Annotated in this window: 20 protein-coding genes; 11 read left to right on the forward strand and 9 right to left on the reverse strand. The window is 75.1% G+C overall.

All coding sequences use genetic code 11. The features are described 5' to 3' along the window. Positions 1–38: 38 nt before the first annotated feature. Positions 39–1160, reverse strand: coding sequence for a DUF418 domain-containing protein (locus ACQPX6_RS20320; RefSeq protein ID WP_433782240.1), 1122 nt, complete (start codon positions 1158–1160; stop codon positions 39–41). A 195-nt stretch (positions 1161–1355) separates the two neighbouring features. Here ACQPX6_RS20320 and ACQPX6_RS20325 point away from each other — a divergent pair, with 195 nt between their 5' ends. After that, positions 1356–1628, forward strand: coding sequence for an ArsR/SmtB family transcription factor (locus ACQPX6_RS20325; protein ID WP_433788309.1), 273 nt, complete (start codon positions 1356–1358; stop codon positions 1626–1628). On the opposite strand, the gene metX is transcribed toward ACQPX6_RS20325, so the two are convergent. Both metX and ACQPX6_RS20335 read right to left on the reverse strand, forming a co-directional pair. Beyond that, positions 1625–2773: a homoserine O-acetyltransferase MetX gene (metX, locus tag ACQPX6_RS20330; protein WP_433782241.1), complete on the reverse strand. Its 1149-nt coding sequence runs from the start codon at positions 2771–2773 to the stop codon at positions 1625–1627. The two genes, ACQPX6_RS20325 and metX, sit on opposite strands and share 4 nt — an antisense overlap. A gap of 13 nt (positions 2774–2786) precedes the next feature. Next, positions 2787–4094 carry a bifunctional o-acetylhomoserine/o-acetylserine sulfhydrylase gene (locus ACQPX6_RS20335; RefSeq protein ID WP_433782242.1) on the reverse strand — a complete coding sequence of 436 codons (1308 nt, stop codon included), beginning with the start codon at positions 4092–4094 and terminating at the stop codon, positions 2787–2789. Between the two features lie 271 nt (positions 4095–4365). Between ACQPX6_RS20335 and ACQPX6_RS20340 the strand changes: the two genes are divergently transcribed. Next, a complete protein-coding gene (locus ACQPX6_RS20340) occupies positions 4366–5634 on the forward strand; it encodes a cytochrome P450 (protein ID WP_433782243.1) in 1269 nt (422 codons plus the stop codon). Between the two features lie 237 nt (positions 5635–5871). On the opposite strand, the gene ACQPX6_RS20345 is transcribed toward ACQPX6_RS20340, so the two are convergent. Then, a complete protein-coding gene (locus ACQPX6_RS20345) occupies positions 5872–6651 on the reverse strand; it encodes a hypothetical protein (RefSeq protein WP_433782244.1) in 780 nt (259 codons plus the stop codon). A 404-nt stretch (positions 6652–7055) separates the two neighbouring features. Here ACQPX6_RS20345 and ACQPX6_RS20350 point away from each other — a divergent pair, with 404 nt between their 5' ends. The 7 genes from ACQPX6_RS20350 (at position 7056) to ACQPX6_RS20380 (ending at position 14959) form a co-directional block, all read left to right on the forward strand. Then, entirely contained in the window at positions 7056–7649 is a 594-nt protein-coding gene (locus ACQPX6_RS20350) for a TetR family transcriptional regulator (protein WP_433782245.1), read from the forward strand. A 79-nt stretch (positions 7650–7728) separates the two neighbouring features. After that, positions 7729–8907, forward strand: a complete 1179-nt coding sequence (locus ACQPX6_RS20355; RefSeq protein WP_433782246.1) for an alkane 1-monooxygenase — start codon at positions 7729–7731, stop codon at positions 8905–8907. A 28-nt stretch (positions 8908–8935) separates the two neighbouring features. Next, entirely contained in the window at positions 8936–10144 is a 1209-nt protein-coding gene (locus ACQPX6_RS20360) for an MFS transporter (protein ID WP_433782247.1), read from the forward strand. 41 nt (positions 10145–10185) lie between these two features. Then, positions 10186–10614: a PPOX class F420-dependent oxidoreductase gene (locus ACQPX6_RS20365; RefSeq protein WP_433782248.1), complete on the forward strand. Its 429-nt coding sequence runs from the start codon at positions 10186–10188 to the stop codon at positions 10612–10614. Positions 10615–10704: 90 nt separating this feature from the next. Further along, entirely contained in the window at positions 10705–11721 is a 1017-nt protein-coding gene (gene sbnA, locus ACQPX6_RS20370) for a 2,3-diaminopropionate biosynthesis protein SbnA (RefSeq protein ID WP_433782249.1), read from the forward strand. Beyond that, on the forward strand, positions 11718–13343 hold the full coding sequence (locus tag ACQPX6_RS20375; RefSeq protein ID WP_433782250.1) for an IucA/IucC family protein: 1626 nt from the start codon (positions 11718–11720) through the stop codon (positions 13341–13343). The genes sbnA and ACQPX6_RS20375 overlap by 4 nt, the downstream gene beginning before the upstream one ends. Beyond that, positions 13340–14959, forward strand: coding sequence for an IucA/IucC family protein (locus tag ACQPX6_RS20380; RefSeq protein ID WP_433782251.1), 1620 nt, complete (start codon positions 13340–13342; stop codon positions 14957–14959). Before ACQPX6_RS20375 ends, ACQPX6_RS20380 begins: the two co-directional genes overlap by 4 nt. 36 nt (positions 14960–14995) lie before the next feature. Here ACQPX6_RS20380 and ACQPX6_RS20385 read toward each other — a convergent pair whose 3' ends face one another. From ACQPX6_RS20385 to ACQPX6_RS20395, 3 genes are read right to left on the reverse strand one after another with little or no spacing between them, the layout of a single operon-like run. After that, on the reverse strand, positions 14996–15385 hold the full coding sequence (locus tag ACQPX6_RS20385; protein WP_433782252.1) for a VOC family protein: 390 nt from the start codon (positions 15383–15385) through the stop codon (positions 14996–14998). A gap of 29 nt (positions 15386–15414) precedes the next feature. Continuing rightward, complete coding sequence (locus ACQPX6_RS20390) at positions 15415–16752, reverse strand: FAD-binding oxidoreductase (RefSeq protein WP_433782253.1); 1338 nt, start codon at positions 16750–16752, stop codon at positions 15415–15417. A gap of 34 nt (positions 16753–16786) precedes the next feature. Beyond that, on the reverse strand, positions 16787–17200 hold the full coding sequence (locus ACQPX6_RS20395) for a RidA family protein (RefSeq protein WP_433782254.1): 414 nt from the start codon (positions 17198–17200) through the stop codon (positions 16787–16789). Between the two features lie 111 nt (positions 17201–17311). Between ACQPX6_RS20395 and ACQPX6_RS20400 the strand changes: the two genes are divergently transcribed. Together ACQPX6_RS20400 and ACQPX6_RS20405 are read left to right on the forward strand one after the other, a co-directional pair. Continuing rightward, positions 17312–18442: a response regulator transcription factor gene (locus ACQPX6_RS20400; protein ID WP_433782255.1), complete on the forward strand. Its 1131-nt coding sequence runs from the start codon at positions 17312–17314 to the stop codon at positions 18440–18442. Positions 18443–18523: 81 nt separating this feature from the next. Then, entirely contained in the window at positions 18524–20446 is a 1923-nt protein-coding gene (locus ACQPX6_RS20405) for an aldolase/citrate lyase family protein (RefSeq protein ID WP_433782256.1), read from the forward strand. Here the strand turns inward: ACQPX6_RS20405 and ACQPX6_RS20410 are convergent. After that, positions 20428–22179: a serine/threonine-protein kinase gene (locus ACQPX6_RS20410; protein WP_433782257.1), complete on the reverse strand. Its 1752-nt coding sequence runs from the start codon at positions 22177–22179 to the stop codon at positions 20428–20430. The genes ACQPX6_RS20405 and ACQPX6_RS20410 overlap by 19 nt on opposite strands. Positions 22180–22246: 67 nt before the next feature. Further along, on the reverse strand, positions 22247–23119 hold the full coding sequence (locus tag ACQPX6_RS20415; RefSeq protein WP_433788310.1) for a siderophore-interacting protein: 873 nt from the start codon (positions 23117–23119) through the stop codon (positions 22247–22249). Between the last annotated feature and the right edge of the window lie 93 nt (positions 23120–23212).

Here is a 23212-nt window from a genome sequence, read left to right on the forward strand (position 1 = left end):
CACCCGGATGGCCCCGTCCCCGCACACCTAGCGCGGGACTACGACACCCTGCGTCCGTAGGTGAGCCGCCGCACGAGCACCTCGGCGGGGCCGCGGTGCCCGGCGCGGGCGAGCATCCCCGCGGCGAGCACGCCCGCGAGCCAGGTCAGCAGCCCGATGAGCGACGCCGTCGCCAGCCCCGCCACCGCCCCCAGGTCGCCGGCGAACCGCGCGAAGACGGCGGTGAACACCACCGACTGCGACAGGTAGAGCGTCATCGACCAGGTCCCGGCGGCCGCGATCAGGTCGCGCCCCGGCCAGGACACGCTGCCCAGCAGGCCCATGACCCCGAGCAGCCCGAGCGCGCCGGCGAACCCGCCCGCCGTGTGCGCGGCGCCCGCGAACCCGCCCGCCACGACCCCCGGCGTCCACGCCCCCGCGACGGCCAGGGCCAGCGGCAGGCCCAGCAGCACCGACGCCCCGAGCCCGGCGACCGCCCACACCACGAGCCGGCGGCGGTGCGCGGCCGGGTCGTCGAGGGTGCCGGTGCGCGCGATGACCACGCCGACGAGCACCGCGGGCGCGGTCAGCAGCGCCGAGAACAGGGTGGTCGCGAGCCACTCCTCGGGGTGCGCGGCGAGCGCCTGCCCGAGCGTCCGCGCCGCGATCGAGGGCACGGTCGGCGTCCCCTGCGGCGTGCCCTGGCCCGTCGAGAGCAGGATCCCGAACGCCGCGATCGCCGCCGCCGTCGCCAGCAGCCCCCGCGACGACGCCGTCGAGGGACCTGTGACCGCCACCGCCGGCGCGACCAGCAGGATCACCAGGCCGTAGGCCCCGATGATGTCGCCGGGGAACACGAGCAGCCCGTGCAGCGCGCCGATCCCGAGCAGCACCAGCCCGCGCCGGCGCAGCACCGGCTGCGGAGCGCGCTCGGCCAGCCGCGCCACGCCGTAGCCCACGAGCGCGGCGAACAACGGGTAGACGCGGCCGTCGACCAGCACCATCTGCACCACGGCCACGACCCGGTCGACGCCCTCGAGCCCCGCCGGGTAGCCGCGGTACCCGATGGGCCGCGCCACGAGGTAGAGGTGGACGTTCGCCACCGCGATGAGGGCGAGCAGCAGGCCCCGGGCGAGGTCGGGGGTGACGCGCCGGGCCGCGAGGCCCGTCGGTCCGGTCACGCTGGTCCTCCCCTCGCGCCAGGTCGGTGTCGGCGCCCGGCGGCGGCGTGAGGATGACACGATGGACCGGTGCACCTGACCGAGCCCCCGGACGGCACCGCCGAGGACGCCGCCCGCGCCGCACAGCGTCACCGGGCGCTCGACGAGGACCACAAGGTCTGCGACGCCATCGCCGCCCGGCCCGACGACGACACCATGCACGCCTGGGTCACCCGCTTCGCGCTCCTGGCCGACCCGACGCGGCTGACCCTGCTGCTGTGCATCCACGCCGCCGGCGAGATCTGCGTGTCCGACCTCGCCGTCGCCGCGGGCCTCAAGGACACGACGACCTCGCAGGCGCTGCGCCTGCTGCGCGCCCAGGGCCTCGTCGCCACCCGCCGCGACGGCCGCGTCGTGCGCTACCGGCTCGCCGACGAGACGGTGCACGCCCTGCTGCACCAGGTCGCCGGCGAACCGGCCCGCATCTAGGACCCCAGCAGGTCCGTGAGGATCTTCTCCAGCTGGCGCGCCTCGATGAGGAACGCGTCGTGCCCGAACGGCGACTCGATGCGCCGCACCTCGCCCGCGCCCGGGATCAGCGCGGCGAGCTCCTCCTGCTGGTGCAGCGGGTAGAGGCGGTCGGACACCGACCCGGCGACGATCGTGCGCGCGGTGATGCGCGCCAGCGCCTCGCCCGTCGAGCCCCGCCCGCGGGCGACGTCGTGGCCGTTCATCGCCTGGGTCAGCACGATGTAGCTGCCGGCGTCGAAGCGGTGCACGAGCTTCTCGGCGTGGTGGTCGAGGTAGCTCTCGACCGCGAACCGCCCGCCGCCGTCCGGATCCTCGCCCGGCTGCGGGCGCCGTCCGAAGCGGGTGTCGAGCTCCTCGCCCGTGCGGTAGGTGATGTGCGCGATCCGCCGCGCGACGCCCAGCCCGACGTACGGGCCCTCGCCCCGCGCGCGGTCGTGGTAGTCGCCGCCGCACCACCCCGGGTCCTCCCGGATCGCCGCGATCTGCGGGGCCGCCCAGGCGATCTGGTCGGCCGACGCCGCGGCCGGCGAGCACAGCAGCAGCAGGCGCTCGACCCGCGCGGGGTGCATGACGGCCCACTCGAGCGCGCGCATCCCGCCCATCGAGCCGCCGAGCACCGCCGCCCAGGCGTCGATGCCCACCGCGTCGGCGAAGCGCTCCTCCACCGTCACCTGGTCGCGCACCGTCGTCCGCGGGAAGCGCGAGCCCCACGGCCGCCCGTCCGGCGCGGGCGACGCCGGCCCGGTGGTGCCCTGGCAGCCGCCGAGCACGTTGGGCGCGACGACGAACCAGCGGTCGGTGTCGACGACCCGGCCGGGGCCGATGAGCGCCGACCACCAGCCCGGCGTCGGGTGCCCGAGACCCGCGTCGCCGAGGACGTGGCTGTCGCCGGTCAGGGCGTGCAGCACGAGCACCGCGTTGGACCCGTCGAAGCGGCCCCACGTCTCGTAGGCGACGCGGACGTCGGGCAGCGTCTCGCCGCTCTCGAGCGTCACCGCCCCGAGGTCGACGAAGTGCCGGTCACCGACCGGGTCCCCCTCCCGCCACGCGCCGGTGGCGGGAGGGAGCACCCGGACGGTGCCGTCGGAGAGCGACGTGGTCACGCAGCCCGGACTCTCACTGATGGGACTTGGCGGCGGTGAAGCCCGCCTCGAGGTCCGCCTTGAGGTCCTCGATGTGCTCGATGCCCACGGCCAGGCGCACGAGGCCCGGGGTGACGCCCGCGGACTCCTGCTCGTTCTCGGCGAGCTGGCTGTGCGTCGTCGACGCCGGGTGGGCGATGAGGCTGCGCACGTCGCCGATGTTGACCAGCTGCGAGTGCAGGCTGGTGCCGTCGACGAACGCCCGGCCGGCCTCGACGCCACCGCGCAGGTCGAACGAGACGATCGCGCCGACGCCCTTGGGCAGGTACTTCTTGCCGGCCTCGTACCAGGGGCTCGACGGCAGGCCCGCGTAGTAGACCTTCTCGACCTCGTCGCGCGCCTCGAGCCACTCGGCCAGGGCCTGCGCGTTCTGCACGTGGCGGTCGAGGCGCAGCGAGAGCGTCTCGATGCCCTGGATGATGAGGAACGAGTTGAACGGGGCGATCGCCGCGCCGGTGTCGCGCAGCAGCTGCACGCGCAGCTTGGCGGCGTAGGCGCCCGGGCCGAGGGCCTCCCAGTACTTGAGCCCGTTGTAGCTCGGGTCGGGCTCGGTGAAGCCGGGGAAGCGGTCGCCGTGGGCGCCGAAGTCGAACGTGCCGCCGTCGACGACCACGCCGGCGATCGTCGTGCCGTGACCGCCGAGGTACTTGGTGGCCGAGTGGATGACGATGTCGGCGCCGTGCTCGATGGGGCGCAGCAGGTACGGCGTGGGCACGGTGTTGTCGACGAGCAGCGGCACGCCGGCCTCGTGCGCGACGCCGGCGACGCCCGCGATGTCGAGGACGTTGGAGCCGGGGTTGGCGATGGTCTCGGCGAAGAACAGCTTGGTGTTCGGCCGCACGGCGTTGCGCCACTGCTCGAGGTCGTCCTGGTCCTCGACGAACGAGACCTCGATGCCCAGCTTCGGCAGCGTGTAGTGGAACAGGTTGTACGTGCCGCCGTAGAGGCTCGGGCTGGACACGAAGTGGTCGCCGCTGTTGGCGATGTTGAGGATCGCCGCCGTGGTGGCCGCGCTGCCCGACGCGAAGGCCAGGGCCGCGACCCCGCCCTCCAGGGTGGCGACGCGCTGCTCGAGCACGTCCTGGGTCGGGTTCATGATGCGGGTGTAGATGTTGCCCGGCTCGGCGAGGCTGAACAGGTCAGCGCCGTGCTGGGTGTCGCGGAAGACGTACGACGTCGTCTGGTAGATCGGCGTCGCCCGTGCGCCGGTCGATGGGTCGGGACTCGCGCCCGCGTGGATCTGCTGGGTCTCGAACGACCAGCCGGCGCTCGCGTCGGTCATGGGGTGCTCACTCCATCGTGGGTGTGGATCGGGGATGGCTCATCGTGCTCGTGCTCGTCCGGCGGGGTGCTGCCCCTCTCAGCGACACCACTCGTCGAACGCGTCGACGCGACGACTCGGCCAGAAACCTTCGAGATCCCGCACCACGGCGGCGATCCTCCCGCCGCGGGGCGTGGGGCACAACCGAGCGCACCGGCCACGTCGCGGTGATCACCCTCCGGGCGACGCCCGCCGCTGGCGGGTCGCCACCCTCTTTGGCAACCTGCCAACTATGACGCTCCCGACCGTCGACCTGGGGAACCGCGAGTTCTGGGCGGCCCCGTGGGCGCAGCGCCACGAGGTGTTCGCGGGCCTGCGCGCCGACGCGGGGCTGCCGTGGTTCGCGGAGCCCGAGTTCCCGGGCTTCCCCACCGGCCCCGGCTTCCGCGCGGTGACCCGCCACGCCGACGTCGAGTACGTCAGCAAGAACCCCGACCTGTTCTGCTCGGGGCAGGGCGCGGTGTCGATCCTCGACCTGCCCGCCGAGGCGCACGAGTTCTTCGGCTCGCTGATCAGCATGGACGCGCCGCGGCACACCAAGATCCGGCGCATCGCGGCGCAGGCGTTCACGCCGCGGCGCACGGAGGCGCTGCTCGCCGACGTCACACGGGTCGCGCGGTCCGTGGTCGCGGCGGCGCGGGAGAAGGCGCTGGCCGGCGACGGTTCGTTCGACCTCGTCACCGAGGTCTCGGCGCGCATGCCGCTGTTGATCATCTGCGACATGATGGGCGTCCCGGAGTCCCGGCGCGACGAGGTGTTCGCCCACTCCAACGTCATCCTCGCCGGCGACGACCCCGAGTACGTCACCTCGGACAACCCGCTGGGCGACTACCTCGCCGCCGGCGCCGGCCTCTCGGGCCTGATGACCGAGCTCGCCGCCGCCCGCGAGGCCGACCCCACCGACGACATCACCTCGGCCCTGGTCCACGGCGTCGTCGACGGAGAGCGGCTCACGCACCAGGAGATCGCGTCGTTCTTCATCCTGCTCTGCGTCGCGGGCAACGAGACCACCCGCAACGCGATCACCCACGGCGTCTGGGGCATGCACCTCGACCCGTCGCAGTGGGAGCTGTGGTCCTCGGACGTCGACGGGGTCACCCCCACGGCCGTGGACGAGATCGTGCGTTGGGCCTCGCCGATCAACTGGATGCGCCGGACGGCGGTGTCGGACACGTCGGTCGGCGACGTCGCGGTGTCGGCGGGCGAGAAGCTGCTGCTCGTCTACGGGGCCGCGAACCGCGACGACACCGTGTTCGCGGACCCCGATCGCCTCGACCTGCGCCGCTCCCCCAACCCGCACCAGGGCTTCGGCGCCCACGGCCCGCACTTCTGCCTGGGCGCGCACCTCGCCCGCCGCGAGATCGCCGTCCTGTTCCGCGAGCTCTTCGCCGGCATGCCCGACCTGCGCGTCGTCGGCGAGCCCGACCGCCTGCGCAGCATCTTCGTCAACGGGATCAAGCACCTGCCCGTGGCGCTGGCGGGGACGGACGCAGCGCACTGAGTGAGCGAAGGGCACCGTCGCTCGGCTGTTCCGAGTGACGGTGCCCTTCGGTCGGTCTGCGGCGGCCGGGCGAGGTGGCCGTGGAGATCAGGGAGTGCGTGCGGTCGGTGTCGATCTCCACGGTGACCGTGGGCGCTCCCTGACCACCGGCGGCTCGTCGCGACGCCGAGATCCGGACTCGTGGAGCAGACGCTCCGCTCAGCGGGACGAGCGCTCCACAGTCCGGGATCTCTCTCCTCAGCCGACGAGCTCGGGCTCGCGGGCCGGGATCTCGGTGGTGTCGGCGTCCGATTCGGGGTCGACGTCGGAGTCCGCGTCGGCCGCCATCCGAGCGCGGCGCAGCACCCGGTGCCGCAGGGCGAACGCGGCGAACGCCGAGAGGATCAGCACGCCGAACACGGCCGGCATCCCCAGCCCGCCGGGCAGGTTGTCGAACGCCATGGCCTGGACGTCGCTCACGGTCGTGACCGGCGAGCCCTCGTCGACGCCGGTCAGCGTGCGTAGCGGGCTCCCCTGGGGCGCGAGCAGCATGCTCGCGTCGAAGGTGCCGAAGCCGAGCGCGGGCGCGGTGGCGGCGAGGCCGCCGTAGGCGCCGCCGGCTCCGCCGGCCGGTGACAGCAGATTGGCGTCCGGCGCGATGCCCTGCGCTTGCGCGGTGCGCTGGGCAGCGAGCGCCGCCTCGCGCTGCGCGGCCTCCTGCTGGGCGCGCTGATCGGCGAGGCGCTGTTCGGCCGCGCGCCGGTCGGCGTCTCGCTGCTGCTGCTGCTGCTGCGCCGCCCTCTGGTCGGCCTCCCGCTGCGCAGCAGCATCACGCTCGGCCTGCTCAGCGGCCGCCTGTTGAGCCGCCTCCTCGCGAGCCTGCTCGGCCGCCGCCGCTTCCTGGCGGGCCTGCTCGGCCGCCTCCTCCAGCGCAGCCTGGTACGACGCGAGAGTCTGCAGGCCTGCGCTCTTGAGCTCATCCGACGTCGCCAGGACACCGCCGACAACGCAGTCGAGCGTGCTCCCGACGAACTCCACGCCGTCCAACGATGTACACGTCGCTGGCGCGGCGGACGCCGTACCCGCACCCAACGCGAGGGCACCGGTCACGAGGGCGCCGACGATCACACTCGGCAGCAAACGACCGGGACGGACTGGCATGCGCGGACCCCTTCGACCGGATGGCACAGCCACACGGCAGCCCGCGTGACTTGCGCTCTCATCGGTGAGGAGCAACCGGCGTTACCCACGAGTTCGCCGGGGTCGACAGTTCACTGAGTTGGCCCAATACGTACCCGCCGAAGGGACGCGGTGGTTCGGCCGTCAGCGAGGTTTGCACCTGAGAAGAGGTAGTGGTTCGGCCAGGTCAACGATCAGGGCCGAGTGGGGGTGACGCTCGTGCTCCCGCGTCACCGATCGTCGCGGTGAGTGACACTGATCGCATGAGCGGGGAGTCGCTGCGCCTGGAGTTCCGGCGGCAGGTGCGCGAGCGGGTGCTCACGACGGCCCACGAGCACACCGTCGAGCGCGGCTGGGAACGGGTCCGGGTGGGCGAGGTGGCGGTCGACTCCGGGGTCTCGCGGCCCACCCTCTACCGCGAGTTCGGCAACAAGGACGGCCTCGGCGAAGCGCTGATGAACCGCGAGGCCGAGCGCTTCTTCGCCGCCATCCGCGACGCGCTCGCCCAGCACGAGGACGTCGCCCGCGCCATCGCCGCGGCCACGCGCCTGACGCTCGAGGAGGCGGCCGACAACCCGCTGCTGCGCGCCGTGCTCACCGGCAGCCGCTCGGGCGACGCGGGCCTGCTGCCGTTCCTGACCTCGCGCTCGGAGTCGATCCGCGAGTCGGCGCGCGCCCTGCTCGCGACGTGGTTCGAGCAGCGGATGCCCGAGCTGCTGCCCTCGACGGTCGAGGAGACCGTGGACGCGGTGGTCCGCCTGGTCATCTCGCACGTCGTCGCGCCGGCGCTCGACCCCGTCGACGTCGGGGAGCGCGTCGCCCACCTCGTGAGCGCCCTCGTCCGCCCGAAGAACTGAGACAAAAATCTGGTCTTGTCTCAGAACGCGTCACGCGGCAGACTCCTGACCGCGAGAGGTCGCGTCGAGGGAGACCCGCATGAGCACCACGGACGTCACGTCGGACACCACCGCCGAGGAGAGCGCCGCGCGCCCCTGGCGGGACCGCAAGCGCTACCTGTGGCCCCTGGCCACGCTGATGCCCGCGATGCCGTTCGTCGGCGCCGGGCTCACGGCGGCGACCGGCTGGGCCGGCTGGTGGTGGGTCGGGCCGATGATCCTGTTCGTGATCCTGCCGGCGCTGGACCTGGTCTTCGGCGCCACGGACGACAACCCGCCGGAGTCCGAGCGCGAGCGCCTCGAGGCCGACCGCTACTACCGCTGGGTCACGTACCTGTTCCTGCCCATCCAGTACGCGAGCCTCGTGTTCTGCTGCTGGGTCTGGGCCACCTGGGACCTCCCCTGGCACGCCGACCTCGGCCTCGCGCTGACGATGGGCGTGGTCAGCGGCGTCGCCATCAACACCGCGCACGAGCTGGGCCACAAGCGCGAGGACGTCGAGCGCTGGCTGTCGAAGATCGCGCTGGCCACCTCGGCGTACGGGCACTTCTACGTCGAGCACAACCGCGGCCACCACGTCCGCGTGGCCACGCCGGAGGACCCGGCCAGCTCGCGGCTGGGCGAGAGCTTCTGGATGTTCCTGCCGCGCACCGTCTGGGGCAGCCTGCGCTCGTCCTGGCACCTCGAGACCAAGCGCCGCGCCAAGGGCCGCCACTCGCCGGCGGACCACGAGATCCTCGTCGCCTGGGCGATGACGCTGGTGCTGTTCATCGCGCTGGTCGGCGCGTTCGGCCCCGTCGTCCTACCGTGGCTCGTGCTGCAGGCCGTGGTCGGGTTCTCGCTGCTCGAGGTCGTGAACTACCTGGAGCACTACGGCCTCAAGCGCGCCAAGCGCGACGACGGCCGCTACGTGCGCACCGACCCGCGGCACAGCTGGAACGCCGACCACACGGTGTCGAACCTGCTGCTCTACCAGCTGCAGCGCCACTCCGACCACCACGCCAACCCGCTGCGCCGCTACCAGACCCTGCGGCACTTCGAGGAGTCCCCGCAGCTGCCCAGCGGCTACGGCTCGATGATCGTCGTCGCGCTGTTCCCGCCGGTGTGGCGGGCGATGATGGACCGCCGCGTCGTCGCCCACTACGACGGCGACGTGACGCTCGCGAACATCCACCCGCGCAAGCGTGAGCGCTACCTCGCGCGCTACGCCCGGACATAGAACGCGTCCCGCGGGCGTTGCGCACCGAGTGAGCACTCCCGCCGACGCCCTGCACCCTGCCCGCCGCGGCCGGCTCTTCGCCGCCGTGGCGGGCACGGTGGTGCTCTTCCTGGCCGCGTCGAGCGTGCCGTCCCCGCTCTACGTCGTGTACCAGGCGCAGTGGGGCTTCTCGGCCTCGACGCTGACGACGATCTTCGCCGTCTACGTGCTCTTCCTGCTCGCCTCGCTGCTGGTGGTCGGCGGGCTGTCCGACCACCTCGGCCGGCGCCCCGTCCTGGCCGGCGCGCTGGCGGTGCAGACGGTGGCCGTCGTGCTGTTCCTGCTGGCCGGCAACGTGGCGATGCTGCTGATCGCGCGGGCCGTGCAGGGCGCGGCGACCGGCGCGGCGATCACCGCCATGGCCGCGACGCTGGTCGACCTGCGCCCGGCGCGGGCGGGCCTGGCGAACGCCGTGACGCCGCTGGTCGGGCTGGCGCTGGGCGCGCTCGGGTGCGGCCTGCTCGTCGAGTACGCGCCCGCGCCCACCCGGCTGGTCTACGGCGTGCTGCTCGCCGGGTTCGCCGTCGTCGCGGTCGTGCTGGCCGTGCTGCCCGAGACCGCGCCCCGCCGGGCCGGGGCGCTCGCGTCGCTGCGCCCGCGCGTCCGCATCCCCGACGGCCTGCGCGCCGACGTGCTGTCGATCGTCCCCGTGCTCGCGGCGAGCTGGGCGCTCGGCGGGCTGTACCTGTCGCTGGGCCCGTCGGTGGCCGCCGAGCTGTTCGGGCTGCGCAGCCACCTCGTCGGCGGGGTCGTCGTCACCCTGCTCTGCGGGGTCGGCGCCCTGAGCGCGGTGACCGTGTTCCGCCGCGCGCCCGAGACGCTGCTCGCGCCGGCCGGGGCGCTGCTCGCCCTCGGCACCCTGCTGACGCTGGCGGGGCTGGTCGTCGGCTCACCGCTCGGGGCCGCCGGCGGCACGGTCGTCGCCGGTGTGGGCTTCGGGGCCGCGTCGCTGGCCTGCTTCGGCACCCTCGCCCGCATCGCCGCGCCCGAGACCCGCGGCGAGCTGATGGCCGTCGCCTACGTCGTCGCCTACCTCGCGTTCAGCCTGCCCGCCGTGGCCGCGGGGTTCGCGACGGTGCAGGTCGGGCTCCGGCCGGTCGCCGAGGTCTACGGCCTGGTCGTCGTGGTCCTCGGGCTGAGCGCCGTGGTCGCCCGCGCGCTGGTGCTCCGCACGCGCCGCACGGCCGCCCGCACGTAGGGTCCGCGGGCACCCCGCGCCCGACCCCGAGAGGACCCCCGTTGCCCAAGCCCCCGCTGCCCGACGACGTCCAGGAACTGCTGCGCAAGCCCAACCCCAGCGTGGTCGTCTCGGTGCGCCAGGACGGCCAGCCGGTGTCCGTGCCCACCTGGTACCTCTGGGAGGACGGGCGGGTCCTGGTCAACATGGACGCCCAGCGCAAGCGGGTCGAGTACCTGCGCAACGACCCCCGGGTCTCGATCTCGATCCTCGCCGAGGACGACTGGTACACCCACGTGAGCATCCAGGGCCGCGTCGTGGAGTGGGCCGACGACACCGACCTCGCCGACATCGACCGCTGCTCCCAGCACTACACCGGCAAGCCCTACCCCATCCGCGACCGCGAGCGCGTCTCGGCGTGGATCGAGGTGCACCGCTGGCACGGCTGGGGCGCGGTCAAGGCCTCGGACGTGCCGGACAACGCGGGCTGATCGGGGGGCCCTCGGTCACCCGTTCGGCTCGGCGGGGAGCGTGGTTAGGCTCCCCTTCGGTCCGGGCCGCGCGTCGTGACGGAGGTGGGAGTGACCCTCGCCCGTGGGCCCCGGCCGAGCCAGGTGGTCGAGGGCGCCGAACGCGTCGGGGCCTCGGTGCTCGACGCGATCGGGGCGACGCCGCTGGTGGCGCTCGACCGGCTGTTCGCGCGGCCCGGGGTCGAGGTGCTGGCCAAGCTCGAGCTGATGAACCCCGGCGGCAGCATGAAGGACCGCTCCGCCCGCTACATCGTCGGCGGCGGGCTGGCCGACGGGTCGATCCCGCCGGGCAGCCGGCTGGTCGAGTCGAGCTCGGGCAACTTCGGGGTCGCCGTGGCGATGGCGGCGCGTCTGCACGGGCTCGCGTTCACCTGCGTCGTCGACCCGCACGCCAGCGCCGCCAACGTGACGATCATGCGCGGGCTCGGCGCCGACGTCGAGGTGGTCGACGAGCCCGACACCGCGGGCGGTTACCTGCACACCCGCCTGGCCCGCGTGCACGAGATCCTCGCGACGACGCCGGACACGGTGTGGATCAACCAGTACGCCAACGACCGCAACTGGCTCGCGCACTACCACGGCACCGGCGCCGAGCTGGTCGACCAGCTGCTCGTCCCCCCGACCCACCTCGTCGGCGCGGTGTCCACCACGGGCAGCCTGCTGGGGTGCGCGCGGCGGCTGCGCGAGTGGTGCCCGCTGCAGGTCGTCGCCGCGGACGCCGTCGGCTCGGTGATCTTCGGCGGGCCGGGCGGACGCCGGGAGCTGCCGGGCCTGGGCTCGAGCCGGGTCCCCGAGCTCCACTCCCCCGCCGAGATCGACCGCGTCGAGCACGTCGACGACGCCACCGCCGCCGAGGCGTGCCGCGAGCTGCTGGCCACCGAGGCGATCTTCGCCGGCGGGTCCACCGGCGCCGTCGTCACCGCGGTGCGCCGGCTCGTCGACGACGTCGTGCCGCCCGCCCGGATCGTCGCGATCTTCCCCGACCGCGGCGACCGCTACCTCGACCGCGTCTACGACGACGCCTGGCTCGACCGGGCGCGCGCGAGGCGGGTCGCGGGGACGCGGTGAGCGGTCCCGACGCCAGCACCCTCGTCCTGCGGGACCTGCTCGACGCCGCCGTCGCCGAGGACCTCGCCGGGCTCGGCGGCGCCCGCCTCGCGCCGGCGCCGGAGGGGTGGCCGGGGCCGTGCGTGCGCCTCGCGCTGCCCGACGGGCGCTGCGTGGGCTGGCCCGCGCGCGCCGGGGGCGTGCTGCAGGCGACGCGGTACGTCGACGGCCCGGTGATGGTCGGGGCGCCCGGGGCGCCGCTGCGGGAGGTGTCGGGGTTCTCGGAGCTCCTGGAGCTCCTGGCCCCCGACGCCCCGTGCCGCGAGGTCGTCGCCCGCGACCTGGCGACGGCCGTGGCGCACGCCGTGACCGCGGTGCCCGGCGGCGAGCTGACCGAGCAGGTGGGCGAGGAGCTCGCGGCGGCGCGCGGGCGCCCGTTCCACCCGACGGCGCGAGCGGTGAGCGGTTGGGACGCCGACGACCTCGCCCGCTGGGGACCCGGGCGCCTCGTCGACTTGGACTGGGTGGGCGTGCGCCGGGACCACCTGCGCTCCGGCGACGGGCCGGCGCCGGCGTTCCCGGACGCGCCCGAGGCCCCGGACACCCACGTCGCCGTGCCCGTGCACCCGTTCGACCGCGAGCACGTCCTGCCCGCCGTCTTCGCCCGCGAGCTCGCCGACGGCGTCGTCGTCCCCCTGGCCCGGGGCGTCGGGGCGGGCCGGGCGACGGCGTCGCTGCGCACGCTCGACCTCGGCGGGCGGACGCACCTCAAGCTCCCCCTCGGGGTGACGACGCTGGGCTCGGCGCGGCTGCTCGGGGCGCGCTCGCTGGACTTCGCGCAGCGCGGCGAGCGGGTGCTGCGCCGGGTGCTCGACGCCGACCCCGCCCTCGCCGCACGGGTCGCCGTCGCCGACGAGTCCTCGTGGGTCGGCTTCGCGCGCCCCGACGGCGGCGACGAGTACCACGACCGCCCGGGGCACCTGGCCGCGGCGCTGCGGCGGCTGCCCCCGCGGGAAGGGGTGTGGCGGGTCCCCCTGGCCGCGCTCGCCGCCCCCGCCTGGGACGGGCCGCTGGCCGCGCTCGGCGACCCGGAGGCGGTGTTCGCCGCCGTGACCGAGGCCGTCGTCGCGGTGGGGATCGGGTTCCTGCGCCACGGCGTGCTGCCGGAGGTGCACGGGCAGAACGTGCTGCTGGACGTGGGTCCCGACGGCGTGCGCCTCGTACTGCGCGACCACGACGCCGTGCGCGTCCACCCGCGGTGGCTCTCGGTGCCCGACCCCGGCTATCGGCTCACGCCCGGCGGGTCGCAGTCGCTGGTGCTGGACACGCCCGCGCCGCTGATCGGCTTCTTCGCGACGCTCGGGCTGCAGGTGGGGCTGCACGGGGTGGTCGACGCGCTCGTGCGGCACACGGGCACCCCGGAGCCGCGGTGGTGGTCGGTGATCCGCCACGCCGTGGCGCAGGCCGTCGACGCCACCTCCAGCCCCGTGGTGCGCCACGCCCTGCACGCCGTGCTGCTCGGCGCCGAGCAGTGGCCGCACCGCGCGGTGCTCGGACCGCTGCTGGAGCGTGGTCCCTCGCGCGGCACGAGCATGCCGGCAGGCGTCACGTCCGTGCTCAACCCGCTGCGGGCGGTGTCGTGACCGCCTCGGCGGCCGAGATCGTCGCGGCGCTCGCGGCGGCCGGCCCGGTGCGGGAGCGCGTGCTGGCCCAGCTGGTCGAGTCGCTGGTGCTCGAGGGCGCGGTGGAGGTGTCGGGCGACGGCGGGCCCGGGACGACCTGCGGGCCGTTCGCGCTGCGCTTCGTGCGGACGGCGTCGTTCGGGCGGGTGCGGCTGACGTCGATCTCCCGCGGCGGTCGTCCGGTCACCCCTGGCGAGTTCCTCGCCGAGGCCCCGATCCACGCCGACCCCGCCTGCCGGACGCGGCTGGGGACCGAGCTGGCGGCGACGGTGCTGGGCGACGCGCTGGCGCTCGCGCGGCGCCCGCGGGTCCCGCTCGATCCCGGGGCAGGGCACGACGTGCTCGAGGCCCTCACCGCGGACGGGCACCGCTACCACCCGGCGTACAAGTCGCGGACCGGGTTCGGGGTCGGCGACCTGTTGGCCTACGCCCCGGAGTTCGCGCCCACCGTGCGGCCGCTGCTGCTCGACGCCGAGCCGGGGCTCGCGTCGGTGTCGGCGGCCGCGGGGCTGGACCCGGCAGTGGTGTGGAGCGCGCCGCCGGGCCGCGTCGGGATCCCCGTGCACCCCTGGCAGTGGGAGCACCACGTCGCCGCCGCCCACGCCGACGCGCTGGCGTCCGGGGCACTGCGGGTGGGCGGGCCGGACCTCGACGCGTACCGCCCCCAGGCGTCGATCCGCACGCTGGCCTGCGTCTCCACCCCGTACCGGCCGTCGGTGAAGCTGCCGCTGGCGATCACGAACACCTCGACGTCACGGGGCCTCGCGCCGCACACCGTGCGCAACGCGGCGCCGATCTCGGACTGGCTGGCGGGGATCGTGGCCGGCGACCCGGTGCTCGTCGACAAGGCCCGGGTGATCGTGCTGCGCGAGGTCCTGGGTGTGACCGTCGAGCCGGGGCTGGGCGCGATCTGGCGCGAGAGCCTGCACGTCCACCTGCACCCCGGCGAGCGGGCCGTGCCGTTCCCGGGGCTGGCGGCGCGCTCGGGCGACGGGGTGCCGCTGATCGACCCGTGGATCCGGGCGCAGGGCGCGCGGGGGTGGGTCGAGCGGCTGGTCGTCGCCAGCGTCCTGCCCCTGGTGCACCTGCTCGTCGTGCACGGCGTGGCGCTGGAGGCGCACGCGCAGAACATGCTGCTGGTGCACGCGGGCGGGCTGCCGACGCGCGTGGCGCTGAAGGACTTCCACGACGGCGTGCGGTTCTCGCGGGAGCTGCTCGCCGCGCCCGGACCCGCGCTCGAGGCGCCGCCGGCCGACCACCCCAACGCCAACTCGTTCCTCGAGACCGACGACCCGGCGCTGGTCACCGGGTTCCTGCTCGACGCGCTGTGCTTCGTCAACCTCGCCGAGATCGCCTGGATACTGGCGGGCGAGTACGGGCTCGGCGAGGAGGAGTTCTGGGCGGTGGTGGCCGGGGCGATCCGGGCGCACGCGGACCGGGTCCCGGGGTTCGCGGGGCGGATGGGCGTCTTCGACGTGTTCGCGCCGACCCTGGAGGTCGAGAAGCTCACCACCCGCCGCCTCTGGCCCGACACCGAGCTCCGGGTCCACGCGCTCCCGAACCCCCTACGTGCGTGATCTTCTGAGCTACAGCTCAGAAGATCACGCACGTGGTCAGTAGACGGCCAGCTCCACCAGGTTCGCGTCGGGGTCGCGCAGGTAGACGCTGCGCATGGGCCCGCGGGCGCCGGTGCGGTCGACCGGGCCCTCCTCGATCGCCACGCCGGCGTCCGTGAGCGCGCGGGCGACGTCCTCGATCGGCCCGTCGACCACGAAACACAGGTCGCCGCTGCCCGGGGTCGGGCGGGCGGCCTTCGGCTCGAACTCGTGGCCGGCCTCGTGCAGGTTGATCTTCTGGTCGCCCAGGTGCAGCGCGGTGCGCCCGGAGAACGTGCGCTCCTCCATGCCCAGCAGACCGGTGTAGAAGTCGACCGTGGCCCGGAGGTCGGCCACGGTCAGCACGAGGTGGTCGATGCTGCGCACGCGAGCGGGAGGGGTCGCCATGGCGACCCATCCCACCCCACGCGGCGCTCCTACCGCAGCCCCACCGTCCGGAACATCCCGGTCGGGTCGTACTGCTCGCGGACCCCCGTCAGCCACGCGAGGGTCTCCTGGTCCCACAGCACCCCGAGTCGGCCGCCGGCCGCCGGGCCCTGGAAGTTCGGCAGCCCGCCGACCGTCCACGGGCGCAGCGCGTCCACCACCGACCGCGCCGCCGCCGGGGCGACCGCGGCCATCGGCGGGAACATCGGCGCCAGCGCGTAGAGGTGGAACGCCGCGTCCCGGCCGGCCACCGCGTCGTGCTCGCGGTCGGGGCGGCGCGCGATCGCCCCGCCCATCTGGCGCAGCTCGGCCATGACCAGCGGCGTCTCCACGCCCGGCCCGGCGACGGCCAGCAGCGCGTCGACGGCCTCGGCGGGCAGGGCCGACAGCGTCGCCGAGTCGTCCCAGATCGGCATCGGCTCGGTGGGGTCGGCGTGGATCGCGTCGATCGCCGCGAACGGCATCTCGTCGACCATGTCCGCGATCGGCTCCGCCACCGCCCGCATCGGCGCCAGTAGCGCGGCGCCGTCGGAGGCCGCGCCCAGGTGCGCGAAGCGCAGGTGCGTGACGAACGCGCCCTGCAGCGGCGGCGGCAGCGCCGGGTCCGGGGGCAGGCGCAGCAGGGCGATCGAGCTCGAGGTCTCGACGGGCAGCGTGCCCGCCCACTCCCGCCAGGCGTGCAGCAGCTGCGGGGACGCCTCGCCGGGGAAGAAGATCCCGCCGCCGTAGAGGCGGGTCACCGGGTGCAGCGCGATCTCGATCTCGGTGACGACCCCGAACCCCGTCTTGCCGCCGAGCAGCGCGGCGAACAGGTCAGGCTCGCGGTCGGCGTCGACGTCGCGCTCGGTGCCGTCGGCGGTGACGACGCGGACGCGGCGGACCTGGTCGGCGCCGGTGCCGAAGGCCCGGGACAGCGGGCCGTGCCCGCCGCCGAGGCAGAAGCCGACGACGCCGACCTTCGACGACGACCCGCACACCGGCGCGAGGCCGTGCGGCGCAGCGGCCGCGATGACCTGGTGCCACTGCGCCCCGCCGCCGACCACCGCGGTGCGCGTGGCGGGGTCGATGCGCACGTCGTCGAGCTCGCGGGTCGACACCAGCACGGACCCGCCGAGGTCGGAGAGCAGCTGGTGCCCGGTGGCCTGGACCGTCACGGGACGGCCCTCGGCGCCGGCCCAGCGGACGGCGTCGACGACGTCGCCGGGACTGCGCGCCGCCACCACCGCGGCGGGGCGTGGCGTCAGCGTCGTGACGAAGGGCGCGACGGCAGCGGCGTAGGCCGGGTCGCCGGCGTGCAGGAGGGCGGGGGCGGAGACGGAGGTGGTCATGGCGGGGTCCTCTCGGGGGGCGTGTCGGGTGGGGTCAGCGGCCGGCGGTGGCGTCGATCTCGACGGCCATCCCGGGCAGGGCGAGGCGCGCGACCTGCAGGAGGGTCGCGGGCGGGGTGGCGCCGACGGCGTCGAGCCGCTCGGTGATCGCGCCGTAGGCGGCGAGGGCGGCGTCCATGTCGGTCACGTAGACGACGAGACGGGTGACGTCGCGCAGGTCCATGCCGGCGCGGGCGAGGAGGTCCTCGAGGTTCGCCATCGCCAGCGCCATCTGCGCGGTGAGGTCGCCCTCGTGCAGGAGCGCGCCCTCGGCGTCGAGCGAACCCTGGCCGGCCACGGTGAGTAGCTGCGTGGGTGCCGGGCGGAGCTGGGCCTGGTCGTAGCGGAAGCCGCTGTTCCAGGACGTCGGGTTGATCCGGTACGGGGCGTCGAGCTGCGTGACTGGCATGGACGAGCCTGCGTCAGTGATCGCGGCGGGCCCATCCCAGGCCTCTGGTGTCTCCGCACCCCAGGAATCTGGGATGCCCCGGTCGTACCAGCAGGAGCTACAGTGCGTGACGTGACCACGGTGAGCGCCGAGCGGGTGCGCACGCAGATCGACGGGCTCGCGACGGCGGGCCTCGACTGGCCGACGTTCGGCGCGGCCGCCATCGAGACCCTGCGCAAGGCGCTGCCGTTCTCCGCGGCCTGCCTCGCGACGCTCGACCCGGCGACCGAGCTCGTCACCGCCACCGTGAAGTGGGGCGACGTCGACGACGAGCACGACCTCGAGTGGTCGTACTACGAGTACGAGGTCGACGACGTCTACGACTTCCGCGCGGTGTCCCGCCGGCCCGGCGCGGTCGCCGCACTGGGCACCGAGACCGGCGGCGACCCCGCCCGCTCGCGGCGCTGGACCGAGATGTTCCGCCCTGTCTGGGACTACTCCGACGAGATGCGCGCGGGCCTGGCCGTCGACGGCGCCACCTGGGGCGGCATCGCGCTGTTCCACCAGGGCGGGCGGACGTTCACGCCGGCCGAGCAGGAGTTCATGAGCTCGGTGTCGGCCGGCTTCGCCCGCGGGCTGCGCACCGGCCTCGTGGTCGGCGCGGCCGACGGGGCGCTCACCGGGGCGGACGCCGACGGGCCGGCGGTGCTCGTGGTCGGCGCCGACGACGAGGTCGTGCAGGCCAACCTCGGGGCGGCGGGCCGCGTCGCCGACCTGGGCGGCGGCCCGTTGGGCGAGTCACGGCTGCCGCAGGTGATCTGCGCGATCGTCGGGGCCGCGCGCCGCCGCGCCGCCGACCCGGGGGCGCCGATGCCGCGCGCCCGCCTGCGGTCGCGGTCGGGGCGCTGGGTGGTGGCGCACGCCTCGCCGCTGGTCAGCCGGGCGGGCGCGGGCACCGACGTGGTCGTCACGCTCGAGGACGCCCGCCCACCCGAGGTGATCCCGCTGGTCGTGGCGTCGTACGGCCTCACCGACCGCGAGCGCGACGTCGTCGGGCTCGTGCTCTCCGGCGTCGACACCGCCGACGTCGCCGGCCGGCTGCACCTGTCGGCGTACACGGTGCAGGACCACCTCAAGAAGATCTTCACGAAGGTCGGCGTGCGCAGCCGCCGCGAGCTCATCGCGCGGATCTACAACGACCACTACGTCCCCCGCCTCGTCGAGGGCGGGGCCCTGGCGCCGTCGGGGTGGTTCGCGGGCTGAGGTGCGCTCCGCGCACGTGAGCACCTGTTGGTGCTGGAGCACTAAGAAGTGCTCACGTGCGCGTAGCGCACACTGCCCGGCGTGGAGGCGCTCTTCGTGGCCACGCCGTCGCCGGCGCTGGTCGAGATGGTCGGCGCGGCGGGGTACGACGTCGCGATCCTCGACGCGGAGCACGCGCTGGTCTCCCCGGACACGCTGCAGGAGATGATCCGCGCGGCCGAGGTGTCCGGCGTCGCGCCGTGGGTGCGCGTGCCCGAGCACGACCCGGGATTCGTGCTGCGCGTGCTCGACGCCGGGGCGACGGGGATCGTCGTCCCGCACGTCCGGTCCCGCGCCGACGTCGAGGAGGTCGTCCGCGCCGCGCGCTACGCCCCCGACGGCATGCGCTCGCTGAACTCGGGGCGGATGGTCGGCTACGGCCGCACGGACCTCGCGACCCACGTCGCCACGGCCAACGCCGGGATCACGGTCATCGCGATGATCGAGGACGCCGAGGCACTCGCGGTGATCGACGAGATCGTGACGACGCCCGGGCTCGACCTGGTGCTCGAGGGCGCCGCCGACATGTCCCAGTCGCTCGGGGTGCCCTGGCGCACGCGGCACCCGCGCGTGCGCCGCGCGGTCGAGGACGTGCACGCGGCCTGCGTCCGGGCCGGCGTGCGCTTCGCCGCGATCCCCCGTGTCCCCGCCGACCACCACCGCTGGCGCGCCCGCGGCGTCACCGACTTCGTCCTCGGCGAGGAGCGCTCCCTCGCCGTCCGCGCCTTCCGGACCCACGTGAGCGATCTTCGGGGCTATAGCACCAGAGATCGCTCACATGAGGACGTGATCGCCGCGGCCGTCGCAGCGCCCGAGCCGGTGTGCCTCTTCTCCTACGACCTCGCCGCGCTCCGGGAGCACGTGCAGTCCGTCGTCGCCGCCCTGCCCGATCGGTGCCGCATGTTCTACGCGGTGAAGGCCAACTCCGACGAGCGCGTGGTCGCCGCGCTCGACGGGGTGGTCGCCGGCTTCGAGGTCGCGTCGGGCGGGGAGCTCGCCGTGGTCGGCGACGCCGCCCCCGACGCCGCGGTGCTCATGGGCGGGCCGGTGCCGACCGACGACGAGCTCGCCGCGGGCCTCGCCGCCGGCGTCACCCGCTTCCACGTCGAGAGCCTGCTGGGCCTGCACCGGCTCAGTGCCGCCGCGACGGAGCACGACACCACCGCCGACGTCCTCCTCCGCGTCAACCTCGCCGGCCCGTTCCCCGCCGCGACGCTGGCGATGGCCGGGCGCCCCACGCAGTTCGGCATCGACGAGGCCGACCTGCCCGCCGCGGTCGACGCCGCGACGACCCTGCCCGGCCTGCGCCTCGCCGGCTTCCACCTGCACTCGCTGTCGAACAACCTCTCCCCCGCCACCCACCTCGCGATGCTCGGGCACTACCGCGACGTGGTCCGCGGCTGGGAGGAGCGCTTCGGCGTACGCGCCGAGGTCGTCGACGTCGGCGGCGGCATCGGCATCGACTACGCCGACCTCGACGCCCCGTTCGACTGGGCCGCCTTCTGCGCCGGCCTCGCCGACCTGCTCGACACCTTCCCCGCCCACTGGCGCGAGATCGACTTCGAGTGCGGGCGCTTCCTCGTCGCCCGCTGCGGCGTCTACGCGGCCGAGGTCCTCGACGTCAAGCGCACCCACGGCCACGCCTACGCCCTGCTCCGCGGCGGTACCCACCACTTCCGCCTGCCGTCGTCGTGGCAGCACAGCCACCCGTTCCACGTCGTGCCCGTCGACGCGTGGCCCGAGGGGCGGCCGCGCCCGGAGGTCGTCGACGACGAGGTGACGGTGTGCGGCGAGCTCTGCACCCCCAAGGACGTGCTCGCCCGCGCCCCGGTCACGCGGCTGCGCGCCGGCGACGTCGTCGTGTTCGAGGCCGCCGGGGCCTACGGCTGGGACATCTCCCACCACGACTTCCTGCGCCACCCGCACCCGCAACGGGTGTTCGTCGGTCAGCGCGCCTGCCGCTGACCGTCGATCTTCCAGATGCCGTCCTCCTGGACCATCCGGAACACCGTCCGCTCGTCCACCTCGCGGCCGCTGGTGTAGCGGTAGGTGACGGTGGCGTCGACCTCGTCGCCGCCCGCGGGCGACACCCCGCGCACCGTGACCTGGTCCATCGACCCCCAGAAGCCGCGGTAGCTCCCGAAGCCGCCGGCCGTGGACTGCTGGAACGACGGCGTGAGGCGCTGCCAGCTCTCGTCGAGACGGTCGGGCAGCAGGGCGTAGTAGTCGATCACCGCTTGCTGACGGGCCTGCTCCTCCGGGCTGCCGGCCACCGGCGCCGCCGCGCTCGACCCGCCCCCGGACCCTGACCCGGCCTCCGGCGTCGCCGTCCCGCTCGCCTCGGGCGCCGCGGTGCTCCCGGGCACCGAGGCCGTCGGCGGGTCGGTCGAGGTGCTGAGCCACGCGGCGAGCCCTATCGCCGCCACCACGGCGACGACCGCCGCGACCGCGAGGACCCACGGCCACCGGCGTCCACGGCCCTGCTCGTCGTCGGGCGCCCCGTCGTCACGCGAGCCGCCGATGCCGGGACCGGACGGGGCCGGTGCGCCGACCGGGGCGGTCGTCGCCGGCCGCGTGTCCGGGGCGGCGGCCGGGGGCGCCGCCACGGCCGCGGACCCGTGCCCGTCCCGCCGGAGCGGCGCCACCGGTCCGCTGGCGGACGCGACGGCGGACGCCGCGGCGGGGCCCGTCGAGGTCGGCCCCGGCCTCGTCACCGGTGGCGGGCCGGACGGCGGTCCGGACGGCGATCCCGACGGCACGGACGGTGCGGTCCACGACGGCGCCGAGGCCACCGGCGGCACCGAGGCCGAGGAGACGGGCGCCTGCTCGGGCCGGGTGAGGAACGGCGTGACCGGCCCCTCCTCGGTCCCCGCGCCCGCGGACAGCAGCCGGGCGAGGTCGGCCGCCACGCGGTGCATGTCCGGGCGGTGGGCGGGGTCGGCGCGCAGCATCTGCTCGACGAGCGGAGTGATCGGGCCGCGGTGGGCGAGCGGGTTGTACTCGCCGGAGGCGACGCGGTGCAGCACGGCGAGGGGGTTGTCGCCGGTCCCGTACGGCGGCGCGCCCTCGAGCGCGGCGTAGAGCGTCGAGCCCAGCGAGTAGACGTCCGAGCGGAAGTCGGCGTCCGCGCCGCGGGCCACCTCGGGCGCGAGGTAGGCCGGGGTGCCCGCCATCATCCCGGTCGAGGTGATGGTGACGTCGTCGACGGCCCGGGCGATGCCGAAGTCGGTGACCTTGGCGCGCCCGTCGTCGGCGAGCAGGACGTTGCCCGGCTTGACGTCGCGGTGCACGATCCCGGCGTCGTGCGCCGCGGCGAGCGCCTCGGCGACCTGCCGGCCGACGCGCGCGGCGCGGTCGGGGTCGAGCGGTCCGTCGCCGACCAGCACCTCCGAGAGGCTGCGCGAGGGCAGGTACTCCATGACGAGCCACGGGCGGCCGTCGTGCTCGACGACGTCGAAGACCGTGATCGCCTGGGGATGGTGCAGCCGGGCGATCATGCGGCCCTCGCGGAACACCCGGCGGTGGGCCTGGTCCCGGGCCTGCTCGTCGGCGCCGGCGGGCAGCCACACCTGCTTGAGCGCGACCTCGCGGCGCAACCGCTCGTCCTCGGCGCGCCAGACGACCCCCATCGCGCCCTGTCCGACGCGCGTCAGGACGCGGTAGCGCTCGGCGACCAGCTCGCCGGCTTCGTCCGCCACCCGCACTCCTCGTCTCGTCCTGGTGACGGGAGTCTGCCCGACGCGGGCGCGGCTCACGCGCCCGACGTCAGGGAGTGGGTGGACCCACGGGGATCGAGAACCCGCCGGTCATGAGCTCGTAGCTCATCTCGTGCACGTCCTGGGTGGTGACGAGCGTGATCCCGCGGCGCGCGGCCTCGGCGCGGGCGGCGCCGAAGGTGGCGTCGCAGTCCTCGTGGGACCGGCCCTGCGTCCAGTACCGGATGGCGTGGCAGTGGCTGCGCGCCAGCCCGCGGTGCAGGCGCAGGTACTCGCGGATGGCCTTCACCGCGTGGCCCTCCCCCGCGACCCACACCGCCGTCGACGCGACGACCGGCCGGTCGCGCAGCGCGGCGACCAGCGTCCCGCCGGCCGCGCGGTGGACCCACTGCACCGGGCGGGCGAGCTCCTGGTGGTCGGCGCCGTCATGGGTCTCGACCACCGCGTGCACCGGGGCGTGGCGCGGCAGGGCCTCGAGCAGGGCGGCGATGGCGGGCAGGGCGGTCTCGTCGCCGGCGAGCAGGACCTCGCGGGCGTCCGCGGGCGGGGTCCAGCCGCCGCCCGGGCCGACGACGCCCACGGGGTCGCCGGGGTGCGCGGCGGTGGCCCAGCGACCGGCGGCCGAGTCGCCGTGCAGGGCGATGTCTATCGTCATGGTGCCGCGGACGCGGTCGAGGGCGCGCACGGTCATGCTGCGCGCGTAGGGCCGGGCGCCGGCGGGCCAGGTGAGACCCGACGGTCCGGGGACCGGCAGCGTCACCGGCGCGCCGGGCTCGGCGAACAGCAGCCGGACGTGCGCGGCGGGCGGCGGGGGCTCCAGGGCACGCAGGGCCGGGCTGCCCGAGCCGCCGAGCACCACCCGCTGCATCCGCGGCGTGACGCGCTCGGTCGCCACCACCTCGAGCGGCGGCAGCACCGCCATCCTCGCCACGTCAGCCGACCCCCTTCACCCGAATGCGAGGAAGGCTAGCCTCACCACAGGGCGCGCGGCCATCCCCGCCCGCGACCGTGGCGC

The sequence above is a fragment of the Actinomycetospora sp. CA-101289 genome (assembly GCF_050955895.1).
Taxonomy (GTDB): Bacteria; Actinomycetota; Actinomycetes; order Mycobacteriales; family Pseudonocardiaceae; genus Actinomycetospora.

Bases quoted from the DNA above. Each gene is read 5' to 3' on its own strand.
- ACQPX6_RS20325 (WP_433788309.1), top strand. From the start codon at position 1,356: ATGCACGCCTGGGTCACCCGCTTCGCGCTCCTGGCCGACCCGACGCGG.
- ACQPX6_RS20335 (WP_433782242.1), bottom strand. From the start codon at position 4,094: ATGACCGACGCGAGCGCCGGCTGGTCGTTCGAGACCCAGCAGATCCAC.
- ACQPX6_RS20340 (WP_433782243.1), top strand. From the start codon at position 4,366: ATGACGCTCCCGACCGTCGACCTGGGGAACCGCGAGTTCTGGGCGGCC.
- ACQPX6_RS20350 (WP_433782245.1), top strand. From the start codon at position 7,056: ATGAGCGGGGAGTCGCTGCGCCTGGAGTTCCGGCGGCAGGTGCGCGAG.
- ACQPX6_RS20355 (WP_433782246.1), top strand. From the start codon at position 7,729: ATGAGCACCACGGACGTCACGTCGGACACCACCGCCGAGGAGAGCGCC.
- ACQPX6_RS20385 (WP_433782252.1), bottom strand. From the start codon at position 15,385: ATGGCGACCCCTCCCGCTCGCGTGCGCAGCATCGACCACCTCGTGCTG.
- ACQPX6_RS20390 (WP_433782253.1), bottom strand. From the start codon at position 16,752: ATGACCACCTCCGTCTCCGCCCCCGCCCTCCTGCACGCCGGCGACCCG.
- ACQPX6_RS20395 (WP_433782254.1), bottom strand. From the start codon at position 17,200: ATGCCAGTCACGCAGCTCGACGCCCCGTACCGGATCAACCCGACGTCC.
- ACQPX6_RS20415 (WP_433788310.1), bottom strand. From the start codon at position 23,119: ATGGCGGTGCTGCCGCCGCTCGAGGTGGTGGCGACCGAGCGCGTCACG.